Source organism: Paraglaciecola sp. L3A3, assembly GCF_009796765.1.
In the GTDB taxonomy this organism is placed as follows: domain Bacteria; phylum Pseudomonadota; class Gammaproteobacteria; order Enterobacterales; family Alteromonadaceae; genus Paraglaciecola.
Genome location: NZ_CP047023.1, coordinates 2105313 through 2122916, shown reverse-complemented (window position 1 = coordinate 2122916; position 17604 = coordinate 2105313). Strand labels below are relative to the sequence as shown.

General features: G+C 38.2%; 13 protein-coding genes. 3 read left to right on the top strand and 10 right to left on the bottom strand.

Annotated features, from left to right (window positions below):
• Window positions 1-422: 422 nt before the first annotated feature.
• The 8 genes from GQR87_RS08885 to GQR87_RS08850 all read right to left on the bottom strand — a co-directional run bounded on the left by GQR87_RS08885 (window position 423) and on the right by GQR87_RS08850 (window position 11757).
• A complete protein-coding gene (locus GQR87_RS08885) occupies window positions 423-1727 on the bottom strand; it encodes a hypothetical protein (RefSeq protein ID WP_158968532.1) in 1305 nt (434 codons plus the stop codon).
• Window positions 1728-2226: 499 nt separating this feature from the next.
• A complete protein-coding gene (locus GQR87_RS08880; RefSeq protein ID WP_158968530.1) occupies window positions 2227-2970 on the bottom strand; it encodes a hypothetical protein in 744 nt (247 codons plus the stop codon).
• Window positions 2970-3491, bottom strand: a complete 522-nt coding sequence (locus GQR87_RS08875) for a hypothetical protein (RefSeq protein WP_158968528.1) — start codon at window positions 3489-3491, stop codon at window positions 2970-2972. The genes GQR87_RS08880 and GQR87_RS08875 overlap by 1 nt, the downstream gene beginning before the upstream one ends.
• A gap of 290 nt (window positions 3492-3781) precedes the next feature.
• Window positions 3782-4471: an aspartate/glutamate racemase family protein gene (locus tag GQR87_RS08870; RefSeq protein ID WP_158968526.1), complete on the bottom strand. Its 690-nt coding sequence runs from the start codon at window positions 4469-4471 to the stop codon at window positions 3782-3784.
• 413 nt (window positions 4472-4884) lie between these two features.
• Window positions 4885-5892 carry a zinc-binding dehydrogenase gene (locus GQR87_RS08865; protein ID WP_158968524.1) on the bottom strand — a complete coding sequence of 336 codons (1008 nt, stop codon included), beginning with the start codon at window positions 5890-5892 and terminating at the stop codon, window positions 4885-4887.
• A 94-nt stretch (window positions 5893-5986) separates the two neighbouring features.
• Window positions 5987-7390: a TolC family protein gene (locus tag GQR87_RS08860; RefSeq protein WP_158968522.1), complete on the bottom strand. Its 1404-nt coding sequence runs from the start codon at window positions 7388-7390 to the stop codon at window positions 5987-5989.
• The gene (locus GQR87_RS08855) at window positions 7383-10562 is read right to left on the bottom strand and encodes an efflux RND transporter permease subunit (protein ID WP_158968520.1); all 3180 of its coding nucleotides are present in this window, start codon (window positions 10560-10562) and stop codon (window positions 7383-7385) included. The genes GQR87_RS08860 and GQR87_RS08855 overlap by 8 nt, the downstream gene beginning before the upstream one ends.
• Window positions 10563-10572: 10 nt before the next feature.
• Entirely contained in the window at window positions 10573-11757 is a 1185-nt protein-coding gene (locus GQR87_RS08850; protein ID WP_158968518.1) for an efflux RND transporter periplasmic adaptor subunit, read from the bottom strand.
• 120 nt (window positions 11758-11877) lie between these two features.
• Here GQR87_RS08850 and GQR87_RS08845 point away from each other — a divergent pair, with 120 nt between their 5' ends.
• Complete coding sequence (locus GQR87_RS08845; protein ID WP_158968516.1) at window positions 11878-12819, top strand: LysR family transcriptional regulator; 942 nt, start codon at window positions 11878-11880, stop codon at window positions 12817-12819.
• 96 nt (window positions 12820-12915) lie between these two features.
• On the opposite strand, the gene argS is transcribed toward GQR87_RS08845, so the two are convergent.
• Window positions 12916-14652 carry an arginine--tRNA ligase gene (gene argS, locus GQR87_RS08840; RefSeq protein WP_158968514.1) on the bottom strand — a complete coding sequence of 579 codons (1737 nt, stop codon included), beginning with the start codon at window positions 14650-14652 and terminating at the stop codon, window positions 12916-12918.
• Between the two features lie 31 nt (window positions 14653-14683).
• Window positions 14684-16261: a peptide chain release factor 3 gene (prfC, locus tag GQR87_RS08835; protein WP_158968512.1), complete on the bottom strand. Its 1578-nt coding sequence runs from the start codon at window positions 16259-16261 to the stop codon at window positions 14684-14686.
• Window positions 16262-16499: 238 nt separating this feature from the next.
• On the opposite strand from prfC, the gene GQR87_RS08830 reads away from it, so the two are divergent.
• Window positions 16500-16763, top strand: a complete 264-nt coding sequence (locus GQR87_RS08830; RefSeq protein WP_158968510.1) for a helix-turn-helix domain-containing protein — start codon at window positions 16500-16502, stop codon at window positions 16761-16763.
• A gap of 23 nt (window positions 16764-16786) precedes the next feature.
• Complete coding sequence (locus tag GQR87_RS08825; RefSeq protein WP_158968508.1) at window positions 16787-17497, top strand: hypothetical protein; 711 nt, start codon at window positions 16787-16789, stop codon at window positions 17495-17497.
• Window positions 17498-17604 lie beyond the last annotated feature (107 nt).

The following is a 17604-nucleotide window of genomic DNA, read 5'->3' as shown; positions in this document are numbered from 1 at the left end:
TTCATAAATTCTTCAACTTTATTTATTATTGCAAATAAACTGTTAATGAAATTATTGTTAAATGTTATCTGTATAGCTTTAACCAGATCAAATGATTTACTTATTTTTAACACGTAAGCTTTTGTTTTGATTGCGTTTACCCTTCGTAAGGAAAAGTAATGAAGCGTAGTCCACGTTTGTTTAACGTTAAATATTTGGTGGTTGACTTAAATAGAGATAGGAACACATACAAATTAACTAACTGGAAAATGTTAAGCAGAGTCTAAGTTCTAGATTGAGCGATAAAGAGCAAAGCTCAGGAGTGATAGTGATAACAATAAAGATAACTCACAGCTCCGTTGCTATATAATTTATATAACGGAACTAGAGATTATTGGTGAGTAAATATAACTGCCCTTATCTAATAGCAGCGATTTACAATTTTAATTATTCCAAATTGCTTTTGTATCCACTTTGTCGATACTCAGAATTTTTGAATTTAAATGAGAGTGATTAAAGCTAGCGACTTCAAAAAGTATTTCAAAATTTGTGTGAGATATATCAGCCGCATTGGCTGAGCCTACATTCAAATTAACTGAAGAGAAATTATCAGGATTAGTGACAAATTGAGAAACGGCCATAATAGCTGCATCAGTATACCCCGAGATTATGTAAATCGAATTGCCTGATGTACCTTGGTATTTAGCAAAAAGCCCGTAGTCGGTATAGCCAGAATAAAATGGCGGAATTAATTGATAATTTTTAGCGGTATGTTTATTAATAAAATTTGTCTGGGCACTTAAATAGTAATTTGAGCCATCATAAAAGCTATACAGCTGATTAAAATCGGTGAATTTACCGATGTACACAATATTGTAATTATTAATCTCCTCGGTTGTTAGATCTGATGACATTTTCACTTTATATAGCTGCTTACTTTTAAAAATAGGGGTTATGTCTGCTAACGCAACAACTACACCACTAGGTACAAATTTATTATTTGGAATACCCAAGAAGTTTATCTCAGGTTTCTCTTTAAGAAATAACATTAACTCACTAGTCACGTTTACAAAACTATTTCTCACTAAACTTGCAATTTTTTTAGGTGAGTTATCGATGACTTGATAAAAAAATGCATCACCGATCACGATAAGTGTTTTTTTATTATTTTCGTTTAAATCTTTCCATATAGAGTGACTTCTTATAGCCACTTCAGAATGACCACTATTAGAAATTATCAAGATATTTAGTAAGATTGATAAAAAAGAAACAGCCGCTAAGCCCAAAATTAATGGCGAACGTGTTAACTTGTGTTTTCCTGCATGAACATTTGAAGCAAAATTATCGTCAGATTCTAGTGTTTTAATTTCAGCAGATTGCTGTGCCGTATTAATAAATATTAATTCATACTTACCGTGCGGGATCATTATTTGAAACGTTTCAGCATCGCCTTCAGTGCCATAGTATTTAGTCAGTTTTTTTCGTAAATTTGAAATATAAACTCTGACCGAAGCGTCGTCAGAAGGATTATATTCATCCCCTTTATTAAATACGCTTTTGGCTATCATCACTTCACTAGACGCGGAAGAAGTATCTGATTGTCCTGTTATTTTTGCTAACGTGTTGTCTACTAGATAGCTAAGCAAGGCTATATATTTATCTGAACGCCCAAACGACTGACTATCCTTTATCCGTTCTAATTGAGCAAGTAACTCCTCCCTCTGTGGAAAGAACTTATGTTGCTTCATCAAACACCTCATAGTTTTGTATATAAATCCATAATGCCATATTCAACAAGCCAAGATAAGATATTAATCTATAAAATGATCTATTGTAGAGTAAATACTTTTACATAATTAGCGAATACACAACACTTGGAGAAAACTAGCCCATAGGCTCAATAGATATCCATACAGACTAAATTGAGTTTATATTTACAATGTCAATTTAACTTTTAAAATATTATTTTTAGCTTGTTACAAATACCTGCGATAAAGATTAAATTTAACGATAATCGGATAATGTTTATCCAAAGGTTGCCAAGAGCAAGCCATAATAAACCAGCTTAGTGCTAACGGACCAAAGATCTTTAAATCGCTAAAGGTCGCTCTACTTCTGAAATAAGTAATGCCCCCATTAAAAAACAAAGAAGCGAAATCGATGACAACAAGTAATCGTATATATGAATTTTCATGAGATAAATTGATAATAAAAAGCTTTGCCTTTCGGCTTTATGACTTAAATCATTTAATCTTCGAAAAAAACCATAGGCCTATCAATTAAGTATGCTTCAGCTTCTTGATAAAAAAGCTTACTAAATTGGTAAAAAGCGAGGGATTGCTCATAATCCCCTCTAAAACAAAGGTTGTGGATATCCAGCCAACTTTCATTAGCCCAGTAATAACTTAACTCGACATCCTGTATGTTGGCCTTTTTATTCCCCAAATACTGATTATTTTTAACTAGCTTTTTGTACAAGCGGGCAGCGTTAGTTAAATGTATTGCATTGTGTAATGGGTCACCACAGTCTTTAATAAAGTGCTCTGGTAATATCACCATTTTACCATTATCTTGCAACCAGAAAGGCACTGAATTTGTAACTCTAGCCACGGGAAATGTGCCCAAATCAAAATCTGAGGGCGCTGTCGTATTAGCCATACGAGTTCCAGTAAAGCGCAGCGGACCTGCCGGTAACATCACTTCAATTTCATGATGGCTAACCATAGTTGCCACTGGTAGTTTAAAGCTAAATTCACTGATATTCGGTGGTAATTCGAAATAACCTTGCTGATCAGTCATAACCTTTTTTTTTGTATGTAAGTCCCGAACTTCAAGATTTATTAATGGGGCCCCTGTTTGCATATCAACAAGCGTACCTTGCCAACTTGGAGAAGTATATTCTGTTCGAATAATGGGGATGCAAGCCGAAAATATAGAAGCTAAAAGCACCAGCATTAGACTTAAACGGGGTTTTATAAAAATTAAATTCATCAGGCGCAACCTTCAACCAATAATACAGTAGGCACTAATCCGGCTTTTATTAGCTCTATGTCACCATTAATAAAATCTACAACAATAGCTTTAGATTGATCTTTATTGTACCAACGTAAGTAGAAACCATTTTCATATTCATGAGGGGCGATTTCAATTTCTGGGTATGTTTTTCTGAAAGATGCCAAAGTCATTGACCCCGTATTTAAAGCGTAAAAAGGACTATCTTGTTTAATTAATTGAGTATTGCTGGTATCTAGTCGCTCAATAATGCCATCAACCACCATCACGTCTATTCCAGGATAGGCAATCATTTTAATATACTGACAGCCTTCAAGAATTGCTCCGGATGGTTGAAATATTAGCGAGCTTGTAGCCAGTTTTTCGCCAAATATAATATCACCCAAACGGTTATGCTGTAATGGCTGTGTTTGGGCATCGACAATAAAACTGATAAACAAAAAGAAGATGAAGCTAACACATAAATTTCTGATAAGGCTTGCTCTTTTATATAAAGTCACTAGCTGTTTTATTTATCAGGCTATGACGATCTTAAGACTGACTGTAGATATTACTCGGTAAATAAATTAAATCCAAGTAAGGATAAATATGAATAGGAGCAGACAAAAGCAGAAGCAATTGGATAGGAAATAGATACTAGTGAAAAGAATGATCTAATAATCACTTCTAAACAACCAAAAAAATAATACAAACTACTAGAGAATAAGGGGTACATTTCTAGTTAAATCATTGCCGTTTGGGCTATTACTAAAAGCCACCACAATCGTTATTTGAACAAAGTCTTAACTTGTTAAATTGCACATTCAACCGCTTTTTGCGCGTGAATATATGTTGTGTCTAGAAGTTCGATTTCAGAATCTTTTTGATCAACCAAGATACCAATTTCAGTGCATCCAAGAATGACAGCTTCTGCACCTTGTTTGGCTAGAGTGTTAATAATTCGCAAATATTCTGCTTTAGAAGCTGGGAGTGATTTCCCTAAGCAAAGCTCTTTATAAATCACGTCATGAACAATGATCCTATCTGCTGCATTAGGAACTAAGACAGTTAAACCATAATTTTCACTTAACCTGCCTTTATAAAAATTTTGTTCCATCGTGAAAGCAGTACCTAATAGTCCTACTGTTTTGATTCCTTTTTTTACAAGCACATCTGCAGTTGCATCCGCTATATGTAGCAAGGGGATATCAATAGAGTCCTCTATCTGGGGAGCCACTTTATGCATAGTATTTGTACATATAAGTAAAAAATCTGCGCCGGCAGATTGTATCTTTATGGCTGCATCTGTGAGTATTTTTGCTGTACCTTCCCAATCACCATCTCGCTGTAACTTTTCAATTGGCTCAAAATCGACACTATACATTGCTATCTTTGCTGAATGCAGGCCACCGAGAGAACTTTTAATACCTTCATTAATAGCTCTATAATATCCAACAGTACTTTGCCAGCTCATACCACCTAAAAGACCGATTGTTTTCATATTTTCTCTTTCTATTTTGCAAACTAACTCCGCATTATACAGCACCTGATTTGTGTCTATTTTTTCATAAATGCCTTGTTAAGTATTTTCACTGGCCTCGCGGACTAATACTAATAACTAGTTAAAGAAAACCTTAGGTTTGACTCTCGTTAATACTATTTGAGTTGCAAATTTACCCCAAACTTTTTTAATTTACCTCCCAGCTGCTCATTCTCGAGCAAGAGTTTCAGAAATAGAATCAACTCCCGACTTTCATCGAATTTAAGATCGGAGATAAAGGCCTTGATACCACTCCAGAAATCAGATTTAATCCAAATATCAAATCGCCCCAGTTTATTATCGGCTGATTTGACTTTTATTTATAGACCGCCTGATGTTGCTAAAGTTTGCTCTATTCTTCTCTACGCTGCTTATTATTCTTTTAAAACATGCACCACTTGTTTGGCAAACAATCCACCTTGCAACTGTCGATGTAACGCTTGAGTAATCTCATCAGCTTCAAACGGTATTGAGATAATAGCAGGCGCTTTAATACTGCCATCGTTAACACTATTCATTAAGAGTTTACCCATAAAGCTCATTTTCTGTTGGGCACATAAACTATGGGTTAACCAGGCTCCGCTGAGTGACACTATGTTGATCACAGGGGCTTTTGAAAACAGTAGTTCAGGGGGTAAGGCAGGTAAACCATTGAGACAGGCAATTTTTCCGCAAAAACGTACTAGGCCAATATTACGAATGGTATTGTCGCCGCCTATGGAATCAATTACCGCATCAAACTCGCTATGGCCTAGGGCCATCTTAAATTTTTTCAGTAGATTTTTGTCTTTGTAATCAAAACATTCATCAGCCCCTATTTTTTTCAAATAAGCATGAGTGTTTTTTGCAGCGGTACTGAAAACCGTAGCCCCGCGTTGTTTGGCAAACTGAATGGCAAACTGGCCTACAGCGCCAGCGCCTGCTTCTACAAGTAGGTTTTCACCTTCTTTTATTTGTAACTTATCTAAGGCGAACAGTGCGGCCATACCCGCGCAAGGTAAAGCTGCGGCGGTTTCTCCAGATAAGCCTTCGGGTAATTTAGACACTGCAAAATTAGGTACCGCCACATATTCAGCCAACATACCTTGTTGTTGAATATTGGCATGCCACATAACTTGGTCACCAATATTGGGGCTAACACCAAGAGGTGCATCGACCACAGTACCCACAGCGTCTAACCCTAGAATGTGTGGGTACTGCCAATCTGTGAAGTCACTTTTAGCCAACTTGGCATCAATAGGATTAAGGCCAACATATTCAACACGGATCAACAGCTCGCTGTCATGCCTCTGGGGCATGGTGATTGGCTGTTTTAGCAAAGTAAAATCATCTTCAGCTTTGGCCAAAGTGATTGCTTGCATTGTGTTGGCTAGGTTAACCATAACTACTTACCTTCTTTTCTTATTATTTGCCTCTTATCTAATTATATAGAGGCATTCGAGCTTTTAATAAAAAGCCCTAAATATCAAACATTAATTATTGAACTAACGTTCTGCTCCATCCGCCACTAAACGCTTTGTAAGTAGATATTTTTGCTAGCATAAAGGCTATTTTTGCATCTACAGAGGCTTGCTCTGCAACTAATGCATCTTGCCTAGCAGACAACAAATCTAAGAAAGGCATTTGCCCTTCCTCGTACATTGCTTTGGCCTGTAAGTGAGCTTGCTCAGCATAATATAATCTTTTGTCAGCAAATTCATGCAAGGTTTTTGATTGTTTCATACTCACTAAGGCCGTTTGTGACTCGGCGATAACACTAATAATGGTGTTTTCGTAGTCAGCCAAAGCTGCTTGGCTCAAAGAACTTTGCGCCTTAGCTTGGGCCTTTAACGCAGGCCAACTTAATATCGACCAATTAAGTTGTGGCGTCAGTGACCACGCATCATCGTTGCTAGATAAGTCGATACCAATAGGGTTAAGCAAACCGGCAAAACCTGATATTGAAATATCTGGATACAAGGCAGCATCGGCGGCGTCTGCTAGTGCACTTTGTTGTAATAGCTGATACCGGGCAATACTGATCTCAGGACGTAAACTAACGGCTTTATCTGGTTGGATTAATGCCACTGGCTGTATCAAGTTTTTACTTAATAAATCAGCGCTAAAGCTCAATTCAACTTGCTCAGGGGTAGTCCCCAAAAATACCGCTAAGGTCGCCTTATTTTGATACAAGGCTGTTTCTATTTGAGGCAACAAAGCTTTTTGTTGGTTTAACTGAGCATAGGTGCGATTAACATCAAGTTTAGAGGCAAAACCTTCATCCACTCTAGCTTGTAACACATCAATGCTGGCCACTAATGCGGCAATTTGTTGATTAATAATTTGCAGTTTTAATTGATTGCCTTGCCATTCAAAAAAACTACGGGCGACGCCACTTACTACTTCTGCAGCAAGTTGATGTCTTTGTTCTTGTGCTTGTAAACTATTGGCTTCAGCAGCTTCGATTAATGCTGAAATACGACCAAATAAATCTAACTGCCAGTTAATGCCCGCACCAATACTGGCACTGTTTTGCACACTACCAGCAACTGATTCTCTAGAGGCTTCGCCTTGTAATCCACCTTGAGGCCAGTACTGGGCCTCTTCGTAGCCTAGCTGTTGCATAGCTGCTCGAAAGCGTAACTGTGCAGCAGCTAAATTACGGTTAGATTCTAAAGCTTGTGTCACTAAAGAATTGAGTTGCATACTTTGGTAACTTTGCCACCATTGGCTATTTGTCTCACTTTGAGCCAGCTCTTGAGCATAATTTTGTTCTGCAAAAAACGTATTGCTTAGGGTACTGTCTTGCGTTGCTTGCTGACTGCTTACGCAGCCAGCTAGTGTTAATGCCAGTACTAATGTTGATAACTTAGTATTTATTGTCAAATTAAGCTTAAACATGTGGCAACTCCTTATTAGCAATATCTTTTTCGCTGGCTACTGTTTCGCTAGTTTCTTTTGCGACTAACGCATAAAACACTGGGGTGAACAACAAACCAAAGATAGTCACACCTATCATGCCAGAGAATACTGCAACCCCCATAGCTTGACGCATTTCAGCCCCTGCACCAGATGCCAACACTAAAGGAATAACACCAGCTGTGAAGGCAATGGATGTCATCAAAATTGGACGTAAACGAGTTCGACCAGCTTGAATAATTGCTTCTAGTCGACTCAGACCTGCTTCTTGTTCTTCTTTGGCAAACTCCACCATTAGAATGGCGTTTTTACAAGCTAGTGCCACCAGCACAATCAAAGCAATTTGAGTGAATATATTATTGTCACCGCCGATTAACCACACGCCAAATAAAGCAGAGAAAATAGTCATAGGCACAATTAGTATAATGGCTAATGGCAAACGCAAACTTTCATACTGAGCTGCCAATACCATGAACACTAAAAACACCACTAACGGAAAGATATAAACCATAGTGTTACCAGCGATAATTTGCTGATAGGTCACTTCTGTCCATTCGTAATCGATACCGTCGGGTAAGTTTTTGGCTAATACTTGTTCAATGGCTTGTTGTGCTTGATCAGAACTGTATCCCATAGCTGGACTACCGTTTAATTCTGCACTTGGATAGCCGTTATAATGCATAACACGATCAGGACCTCGAGTAGGCGTAGCACTAAGTACCGCCCCTAATGGCACCATGTCGCCTTTGGCATTACGCACTTTTAAACTTAAGATTTGTTTCGCATCTAATCTATATTCAGCATCTGCTTGTGCATTCACTTGATAGGTACGACCAAACATATTGAAATCATTCACGTACATAGACCCTAGGTATATTTGTAGTGCATCAAAGACTTGATCCAATGCAATGCCTTGCAACATAGCTTGTTCACGGTCTATTTCAATATCCATTTGTGGAACTTGGATACGGAAACTTGAGAATAAGCCCATTAGCTCAGGACGTTGATTCGCTTCTTTAATCACTGTTTGCAAAGTATTAAATAAGGTTTCAAAACCTTGGTTTCCACGATCTTCGAGTTGTAATTTAAAACCACCCGTTGTACCTAAGCCTAAAATGGGCGGAGGTGGGAATACAGCCACAAAAGCTTGATCAATAACTGAAAAACGTTTATTTAATTCAGCGGCAATTGCGCCAGCAGACAAACCGGGACCTTGACGTTCAGAGAAGTCTTTCAGTGGAGTAAATATCACCGCACTATTTGGACTATTGGTAAAACCATTAATGGACAAACCAGGGAAACCCACAATATTAGCCACACCAGGTACTTCCTTGGCAATAGCAGACATTTGTTTTACTACATCTTCGGTTCTGTCTAAGCTTGATGCATCAGGTAATTGCGCAATAGCCACTAAGTATTGTTTGTCTTGAGCAGGAATGAAACCACCAGGTACACTATTAAATAATCCGGCCGTTGAGCCTAACAAGGCAAAATAAACCACAGCCACAATGATGCTAAAACGGATCAATTTTTTGATGGCGTTTTGGTAAGCCAAAGACCCTTTTTCAAAAACACGGTTAAATGGTTTAAACAAAAAGCGACCAAATATCTTATTTAATACCCGAGTTAAAAAGTCAGGTTTTGCGCCATGTGGCTTTAATAATAATGCCGACAATGCAGGTGACAAGGTTAACGAGTTAAAGGCCGATATCACAGTAGAAATCGTAATAGTTAAGGCAAACTGTTTGTAAAACTGCCCCGTTAAACCAGTAATAAAAGCGGTAGGAATAAACACAGCTAACAGCACTAAAGCAATAGCAATAATTGGCCCTGTCACTTCTGTCATAGCTACTCGGGTTGCCTCATAAGGGGTTAAACCTTTTTCAATATTCCGCTCTACGTTTTCTACTACGACTATGGCGTCATCTACTACTATCCCTATGGCTAACACTAAGCCAAATAAAGATAAAGTATTAATACTCACGCCCAACCAATGCATGACTGTAAAAGTACCAATTAGCGATACAGGCACTGCAATAAGTGGAATAATTGAAGCACGCCATGTTTGTAAAAACACTATTACCACTATCACTACTAGGGCAATAGCTTCTAACAAGGTAGTAATAACCGCTTCAATCGAACCACGGACAAACACAGTTGGATCATAAACAATGTCGTAAGCTAGATCGGCAGGGAATGATTTGGATAATCTTTCCATTGTAGCGCGCACTTCGTCAGACAATTCAATAGCGTTTGAACCAGGACGTTGGAATACCGGCATAGCCACGGCATCTTGGCCATTCAATAATGAACGTAATGCATAATTATCTTGGCCTATTTCAACTCTGGCGACATCTTCTAAACGGGTAATCGCGCCGTCATCGGCAATTTTGATAATGACGTTTTCAAATTCTTCGATACTACTCAAACGACCTTTAACATTTAATAATACTTGGAACTGTGCAGCATTAGGTGAAGGCTGTGCGCCCAATGAGCCCGCAGCTACCTGTTGGTTTTGTTCACGTAATGAATTAACCACATCTGTTGCTGTTAATTGACGGGCAGCTAAGGCATCTGGGTTTAGCCAAACACGCATTGAATATTTACCGCCACCAAACACACGTACTTCACCTACCCCACCGATACGGGCTATTTGATCTTTTACGTTTAAGTCAGCGTAATTAGATAAATAATCAGTTTCTCTAGTTTTGTTAGGTGAATACAAATGTACCACCATAGTTAAATTGGGAGACGCTTTTTTAGCGACTACCCCTAGACGTTGTACTTCTTGGGGTAAACGTGGCAAAGCACTGTTTACACGGTTTTGTACCCGTACTTGGGCTTGATCTAAATCAGTGCCTAGACCAAAAGTCACCGTTAATGTCATCCGACCATCACCAGTTGCTTGTGAAGACATGTACAACATGTTTTCAACGCCATTAATTTCTTGCTCAAGCGGCGTGGCAACCGTTTCTGATATAACTTTAGGATTCGCACCAGGATAATTAGCAGTGACCACTACAGTTGGCGGCACAACTTCAGGGTATTCACTAATAGGTAATTGAAATAATGAGATTGCACCACCGATTAAGATAATCAGTGATAATACGGCTGCGAAAATTGGCCGTTTTATAAAAAAGTGAGAAAAATTCATAATTCGTTTCTTATTGCTTAGCAGCTAATAAAGGTTGAGATAACTGCGCATCTAAGGTCAACGCAATTGTGTCGATAGTTAATTCTGTGTTGCGAGGCGCAATAGGCATTCCTGGACCTACGCGAGCAGGACCATTTACTGCGATTCTATCCTCAGCTTTTAAACCAGAGGTTATGGCACGAAACTCACCATAACGATCACCTACTGTAATTAAGCGATACTGCAAGGTGTTATTTTCATCCACTGTCAGCACAAAACTATTTTTTAGATCCGTGCCTATGGCTCTTTCTGGGATCAATATTTGTTGTTGTGCTTCTTGACTGGCTAAACGAATTCGAGCAAATGCCCCACTTCGTAATTTATTATCTAAGTCATCAAAAGTTGCACGAATTCTTAATGTACCTGTTGAGGTATTAATTTGGTTATCGATAAAATCAACACGGCCTTGATAACCAAACTTATCAGTACCCACTAATTGCATCACCACTGGCAAGTTATCGCTGGCTTTAGTTTGTTCAAAATGACGATTCCAGGTGCGTTCATCTATATCAAAATAAGCGTACATTTGTTTATCAGAAACAATAGTCGTTAGAGTGCTTTGATTAGCATTAACCGTATTACCTTTAGTAATTTCTACCCGAGAAATTACCCCATCAATGGGTGCGGTAATTTTGGTAAACTCTAAATCAAGTTCAGCTGTAACTAGTTGGGCTTTTAAAGCAGAAATTTGTGCTTTGGTTCTTTTTACTGCGGTAGCTCTTGATTCTGCTTCTTCTGAAGAAATCGCATCACGTTTACTTAATCGCACAGCACGAGCGGCTTCACTTTGTGCTTGTTTGTAATCAGCATAAGCGCTCATCACTTGAGCCTGCAAACGCTCAACTTCTGCTTCAAATGGGCGTGGATCAAGAGTAAACAATAAGTCACCTTGTTTGACCTGCTGTCCTTCAACAAACTCAATACTGTTAACCACACCAGAAACACGAGGTTTTAGTGCCACTTGTTGTGGAGATTCTAAACGTGTGGTGTAGGTAAACCAAGCTTGTACAGGCTTAGAAAGTACTTGCGCCACATCAATTGGGGTTAATGGTCTTTGTGAAGGTGTTTGAGCTTGCTCTGGTACTTCGCTACAAGCAATCAGAGTGGTGAATACTGCACCTATAATAAAAGTTGTTGTGTATTTGTTAAATGACATAGTTAATCCCTGCAAATTTAATTGCGTCCATAATAAAGGTTTAACCTATGACCAAATAGACCCCATTTATCATTTTATTAGTGCTATAATGGCACCAATGATGATTTATAGAGAGAAAATGTGGACACAACAAGCCGCTTATTGATGTTTTTAGATGTAGTTGAGTTTGGTAACTTTGCTAAAGTAGCGGATTCTCGGCATATAGATCGTTCAGTCATATCTAAACAAATGAATAAGTTGGAGGAAGATTTAGGAGTTAGGTTATTAAACCGCTCAACTCGAACGTTTTCGTTAACAGCTGCTGGGGCAGAAATGGTAAAAAAAGCCACAGAAATACGTTTTTTACTCAGCGAAACCTTACAAATTGCCGAAAACTACCATACCGAACCTAGAGGTTTATTAAAAATAACTAGCTCATCTATCATCGGTCGTCGTTACTTGCAGCCAGTGATTAATGATTTTCAACAACGTTTTCCGCAAGTAGAAATAGAATTACTGTTAGAAGATCGTATGGTAGATATAGTGGGTGAAGGCTTTGATTTAGCCTTTCGTGTGGGTGAGCCTAAAGTATCGAATTTAATTTCTCGTTCTATTGCCCGTAATCGACTAATTATTTTAGCTAGTCCTGCTTTTATTAATACTTATGGCGAGCCACAAACAATTGAAGAATTGGCTAAACTACCAGCGGCTAGTTATTCAAGCAGTAGTTTACATGTTGATGAGATCTCTTATATTGATCAGCAAGGTAAAGAAATCAGTGTTCCCTTTCATAGTATTTACCGAGCCAATGATGGAGATTTACTGATGTTGAAAATATTGACTGGTAACGCGTATTTTGTCTCGCCGGCATTTTTAGTGGCAGATGAAATTAAACAAGGTTTATTAAAACCCATTTTAACCCATATAAAACTACCTGAATTTCGGCACTTATACGCCATCTATCCACATAGGGACTTACCAGTACGCACACGATTATTTTTTGATGCCGTGCGCGAATATATTGGCAAAGACGTACCTATTTGGGAAAAAAATATTCCAGGTTTTGATCATATGTATCAGTAATCACCCGATAACTGTAGGCAATAATAAACCGCCAACTGGCGGTTTATTAATTCAAGATTCTTGTAGCTCGACGTTCGAGACTCGTATCTAAAGAGTCTACATTTTTTCCATCGTTTCTATGCCAAGTAAATCCAAGCCTGATTTTAAAGTTTTGGCAGTTAATTGGGCCAACATTAAACGACTGTTTTTGGTTTCTTCGGCTATCCCCTCTTTTAATATTGGGCAGGCTTCGTAAAAGGTCATGAACAAACTGGCTAACTCATAAATATAAGTACAAAGTACATGAGGTGTGGCTTCAATCGATACTTGTTTAATCGCTTCAACATATTGCATTAATTTGACAGCCAGTAATTCTTCTTGGCTTTCTTGCAATATAATTTCAGCTTGAAGGTTTGCATCACCGGCTTGGGCTTTTCTGAAAATACTTTGTACCCGAGTATAAGCATACTGCAAATACGGAGCGGTATTTCCTTCAAAGCTGAGCATAGTGTCCCAATTAAAAATATAATCAGTGGTACGATTTTTACTTAAATCAGCATATTTTACCGCACCAATACCGACTTTATTCGCAATCACTTTACGCTCTTCATCAGACAAATCTGACTCACGTTTATTAATTAATATTTCGGCACGTTCAATCGCTTCATCTAATAATGCCGCTAGTTTAACGGTGCCGCCAGTACGAGTTTTAAAAGGTTTGCCATCATTGCCTAACATCATGCCAAATGGGCAATGTTCGTAACTTTGGTTTTCTTTGATAAAACCAGCTTTACGGGCGACTATTTCGGTTTGTTTAAAGTGTAGCGCTTGACGTGCATCGGTAAAGATCAATGTACGATCAGCACCTAATACGCCATTACGATAACGTATAGCCGCTAAATCAGTGGTGGCATATAAGTAACCACCACCAGATTTTTGCACTATATATGCAGCTGGATTGCCATCTTTGTCAGCCATTTCAGGTATAAACGCTACTTGCGCACCTTGGCTCTCAACGACTATGCCACTGTTTTGTAGTTCTGCCACTGTAGGCGCTAAATCATCGTTATAAGCACTTTCACCTCTAATGTCTTCAGGCTTCAGTGTGACATTCAGTTTTTCATACACTTCTTCACTGTGTTTAATAGATACATCAATAAAGTTTTGCCAAAGCTGCATACATTCAGCGTCGCCACCTTGTAGCTTGACTACATAGTCACGAGCGCGGTCAGCAAACCCCTCTTCATTATCAAAACGTACTTTTGCTGCACGATAGAAATCCTCTAAATCAGATAAGGCTGTTTCAGCCACTTCATTTGCTGCCAATTTGTCATTCAGATGAGCCAACAACATACCAAACTGAGTGCCCCAATCGCCCATGTGATTTTGGCGGATAACCTTGTGTCCCAAAAACTCTAAGGTTTTAGTCACTGCGTCACCAATGATAGTGCTACGTAAGTGACCAACATGCATTTCTTTAGCAAGATTAGGTGCAGAATAATCTACGACTATGTTTTGGCTTACTTCTTTAGCAATAGATAAACGTGGATCAGCATTGGTTGCGGTTAACTGTTTAGCCAACCATTCAGGTTTTAAATGAATATTAATAAAACCAGGACCAGCTATTTCGAGTTTTTCTGTTTCTTCGGCTAAATCCACCGCATCAACAATTTTTTGGGCTATCTCTCTTGGGTTCTGCTTTAACACTTTCGACAATGCCATAGCGCCATTAAACTGATAATGACCAAATCCCACTCGGGTGCTACGACTTAAGGGTGCAGGACTATCTTCTGGCGCACCGACTGCAGTTAATGCTGCTTTAAATTTTGCTAATAAAAATGTTTGTAAGTTCATATTTAATTTTATCCAACAAGCCTAATCAGACTTAATGCTCTCTAGTAGTATGGAATGTAATGTCTGGGTAACGCTCTTGTGCCAAAGATAAGTTCACCCGAGTTGGCGCAATATAAGCTAAATTATCGCCACCATCTAAGGCTAAGTTAGCTTCAGCTTTACGTCTAAAGTCGTCTAATTTAGCAGGTGTTTCGGCCGTAACCCATTGTGCGGTATAAACATTAATATGTTCATACATAGCATCCACATTGTATTCACCTTTTAATCTGGCTACGACTACATCAAACTGCAGTACACCTACTGCACCGACAATTAAGTCGTTATTTTGTAAAGGTCTAAAAACTTGTACCGCACCTTCTTCAGAAAGTTGGATCAAACCTTTTTGTAATTGTTTTTGTTTCAACGGATCTTTCAAACGAATACGTTTGAATAATTCAGGGGCAAAGTTAGGAATACCGGCAAAGCGAAATTTTTCACCTGCGGTAAAAGTATCGCCGATTTGAATCGAACCATGATTATGCAAGCCAATAATATCGCCAGCATAAGCTTCTTCTAGTAGGGCCCTATCACCAGCCAAAAAGGTTAATGCATCAGAAATACGCACGTCTTTGCCAATTCGGCTATGGTGCATTTTCATGCCTTTTTCGTACTTACCAGAAACAATACGACAAAATGCAATACGATCTCTGTGCTTAGGATCCATATTGGCTTGAATTTTAAATACAAAACCACTGAATTTTTGTTCGTTTGACTCAACTTTTCTTTCGCTAGTTTCTCGCCCCTGCGGCAAAGGAGCCCACTCAATCAAGCCGTCCAACATATGGTCAACACCAAAGTTGCCCATTGCAGTACCAAAAAATACTGGGGTCAATTCGCCAGCTAAAAACTCTTCTCTATTAAATTCATGAGAGGCACCTTGAACGAGTTCAAGCATATCTCTTAACTCTTCAGCATAACTGCCGATTGCTTCATCTAGTTCAGGGTTATCTAACCCTTTCACTACACGTACCTCTTGGATAGTGTGACCTAAACCGGTTTTATACAGAACGGTTTCGTCTCTTAATAAATGATAGACACCTTTAAATTCTTTACCCATACCAATAGGCCAAGTGATAGGCGCACATTTAATATTTAGTACATTTTCAACTTCGTCTAATAAATCAATCGGGTCACGAGTGTCCCTGTCTAATTTATTCATGAAGGTAATAATAGGCGTATCACGCAGACGTGTGACATCCATCAATTTAATTGTTCGGGCTTCTACCCCTTTAGCTGCATCAATTACCATTAGACATGAATCGACCGCTGTTAAGGTCCGATAGGTATCCTCTGAGAAATCTTCGTGTCCTGGGGTATCTAATAAATTGACCAAGTGATCGCGGTAAGGAAACTGCATTACAGAAGTGGTTACTGATATGCCCCGCTCCTTCTCCATTTCCATCCAGTCAGACTTAGCATGCTGTCCTGACTTTTTACCTTTGACTGTACCCGCTTTTTGCAAGGCATTACCAAACAAAAGTACTTTTTCGGTAATAGTGGTTTTACCCGCATCAGGGTGAGAAATAATTGCGAAAGTGCGGCGTTTATCAACTTCTTGTTGAAAGGACATGGAATACTCTTACGTGAACGGGTTACAGGATAATTTGGCCGCGCATTGTATACGAATAAGCTAAAAAAGTCCCTTGTGCTTTGTATTTTTTTCAGAAGTCAAAACTATTTGAGCTTAGATAACTCAAACTTATAGACTAAAGTTTTTTATATAACCTATTTACTAAAAGAGTAGATTAATTTATATTCACCTAACAAGGTAATTATTTTACCTATTTCACTAATTTAAGGTATTGTTTATGTCGCGTAGAAAGATGTTTAGTGGCGCACAATTAAAGGCATTACGTAAAGAGTCTGGGTATACCCAAGAGGAACTCGCATTACGTGTTGGTATAAGTAGAGAAACTGTTTCAGCTATCGAAAATGAAAAACCAGAAACAATGAATAGTATTGGTGTCGAAGTGATCAGTAAATGGTGGTCAGTTTGTCGTCAAAAAGCTTCCGAACAAACCAGAGAATCTTTTTTCTCAACAGTAATGGATTATTTCGGCTTTAGTTCATAGTCTAGATACATTATCCTAAGGCAATGTTAATACGTGCCTATCTTCCAAAATTCATAACAGCCCTTTTCGGAGGGCTTTTTATCGCCTTAGGTATTTACTCTTTTGGTAATGCACAAATTTTCGATCGTGTATTTTTAGCCATTTTAATATTTACCGCAATTGTTTGCCGTGAAAATATTAATGTGGTTTCTGTCATAGTGATTATCACAATTCAATTAATGATTGATGAGCTAGCCTGGCCATTAATAAACCATCTTCCCTACTTTAAATTAATACTATATTTATTTTCCTTTTGGGCTATTTATTATTTATCTCACGATAAGCTCATCAATCTTATTTTACCAGTACTGGTATTAGCTAGTGCAGCTGAAGTTTATTGGCAAATTACAGATTACCCCGCACCACAAATAACTTGGTACATTTGGCTAATGTTATCTAATCTATTACTTAGGCATCTTATAATGATTAGAGTGGGCCTGATAGATGAATATTTTTCATCTAAAGGGCTGTCAATTAATTTAGATTGGCTGATGTACAAAATGGCTTTATTCACATCTATTGTTCATGCAGCTATGTTAATTGAATATTTGATAAGACATATCGCCAATATGCCAAATATATTGGTTGTATACACAGTGTTTCCCTATATTTTACAAGGTATCAGCACCCTTTATATTTGGGTTATTTTTCATGAAAGTTACAAGCTTTTGCTACCTAAATTAATGAAGGTGTAAATACTTCCCTCCACATCTGTATAAAAAACCGACATAATCCTTTAGTGGGAATTTTCTCCCCTAAACTAAGGAAAAATTATGAAAGGTTTAACATTCGCTTTATCAAT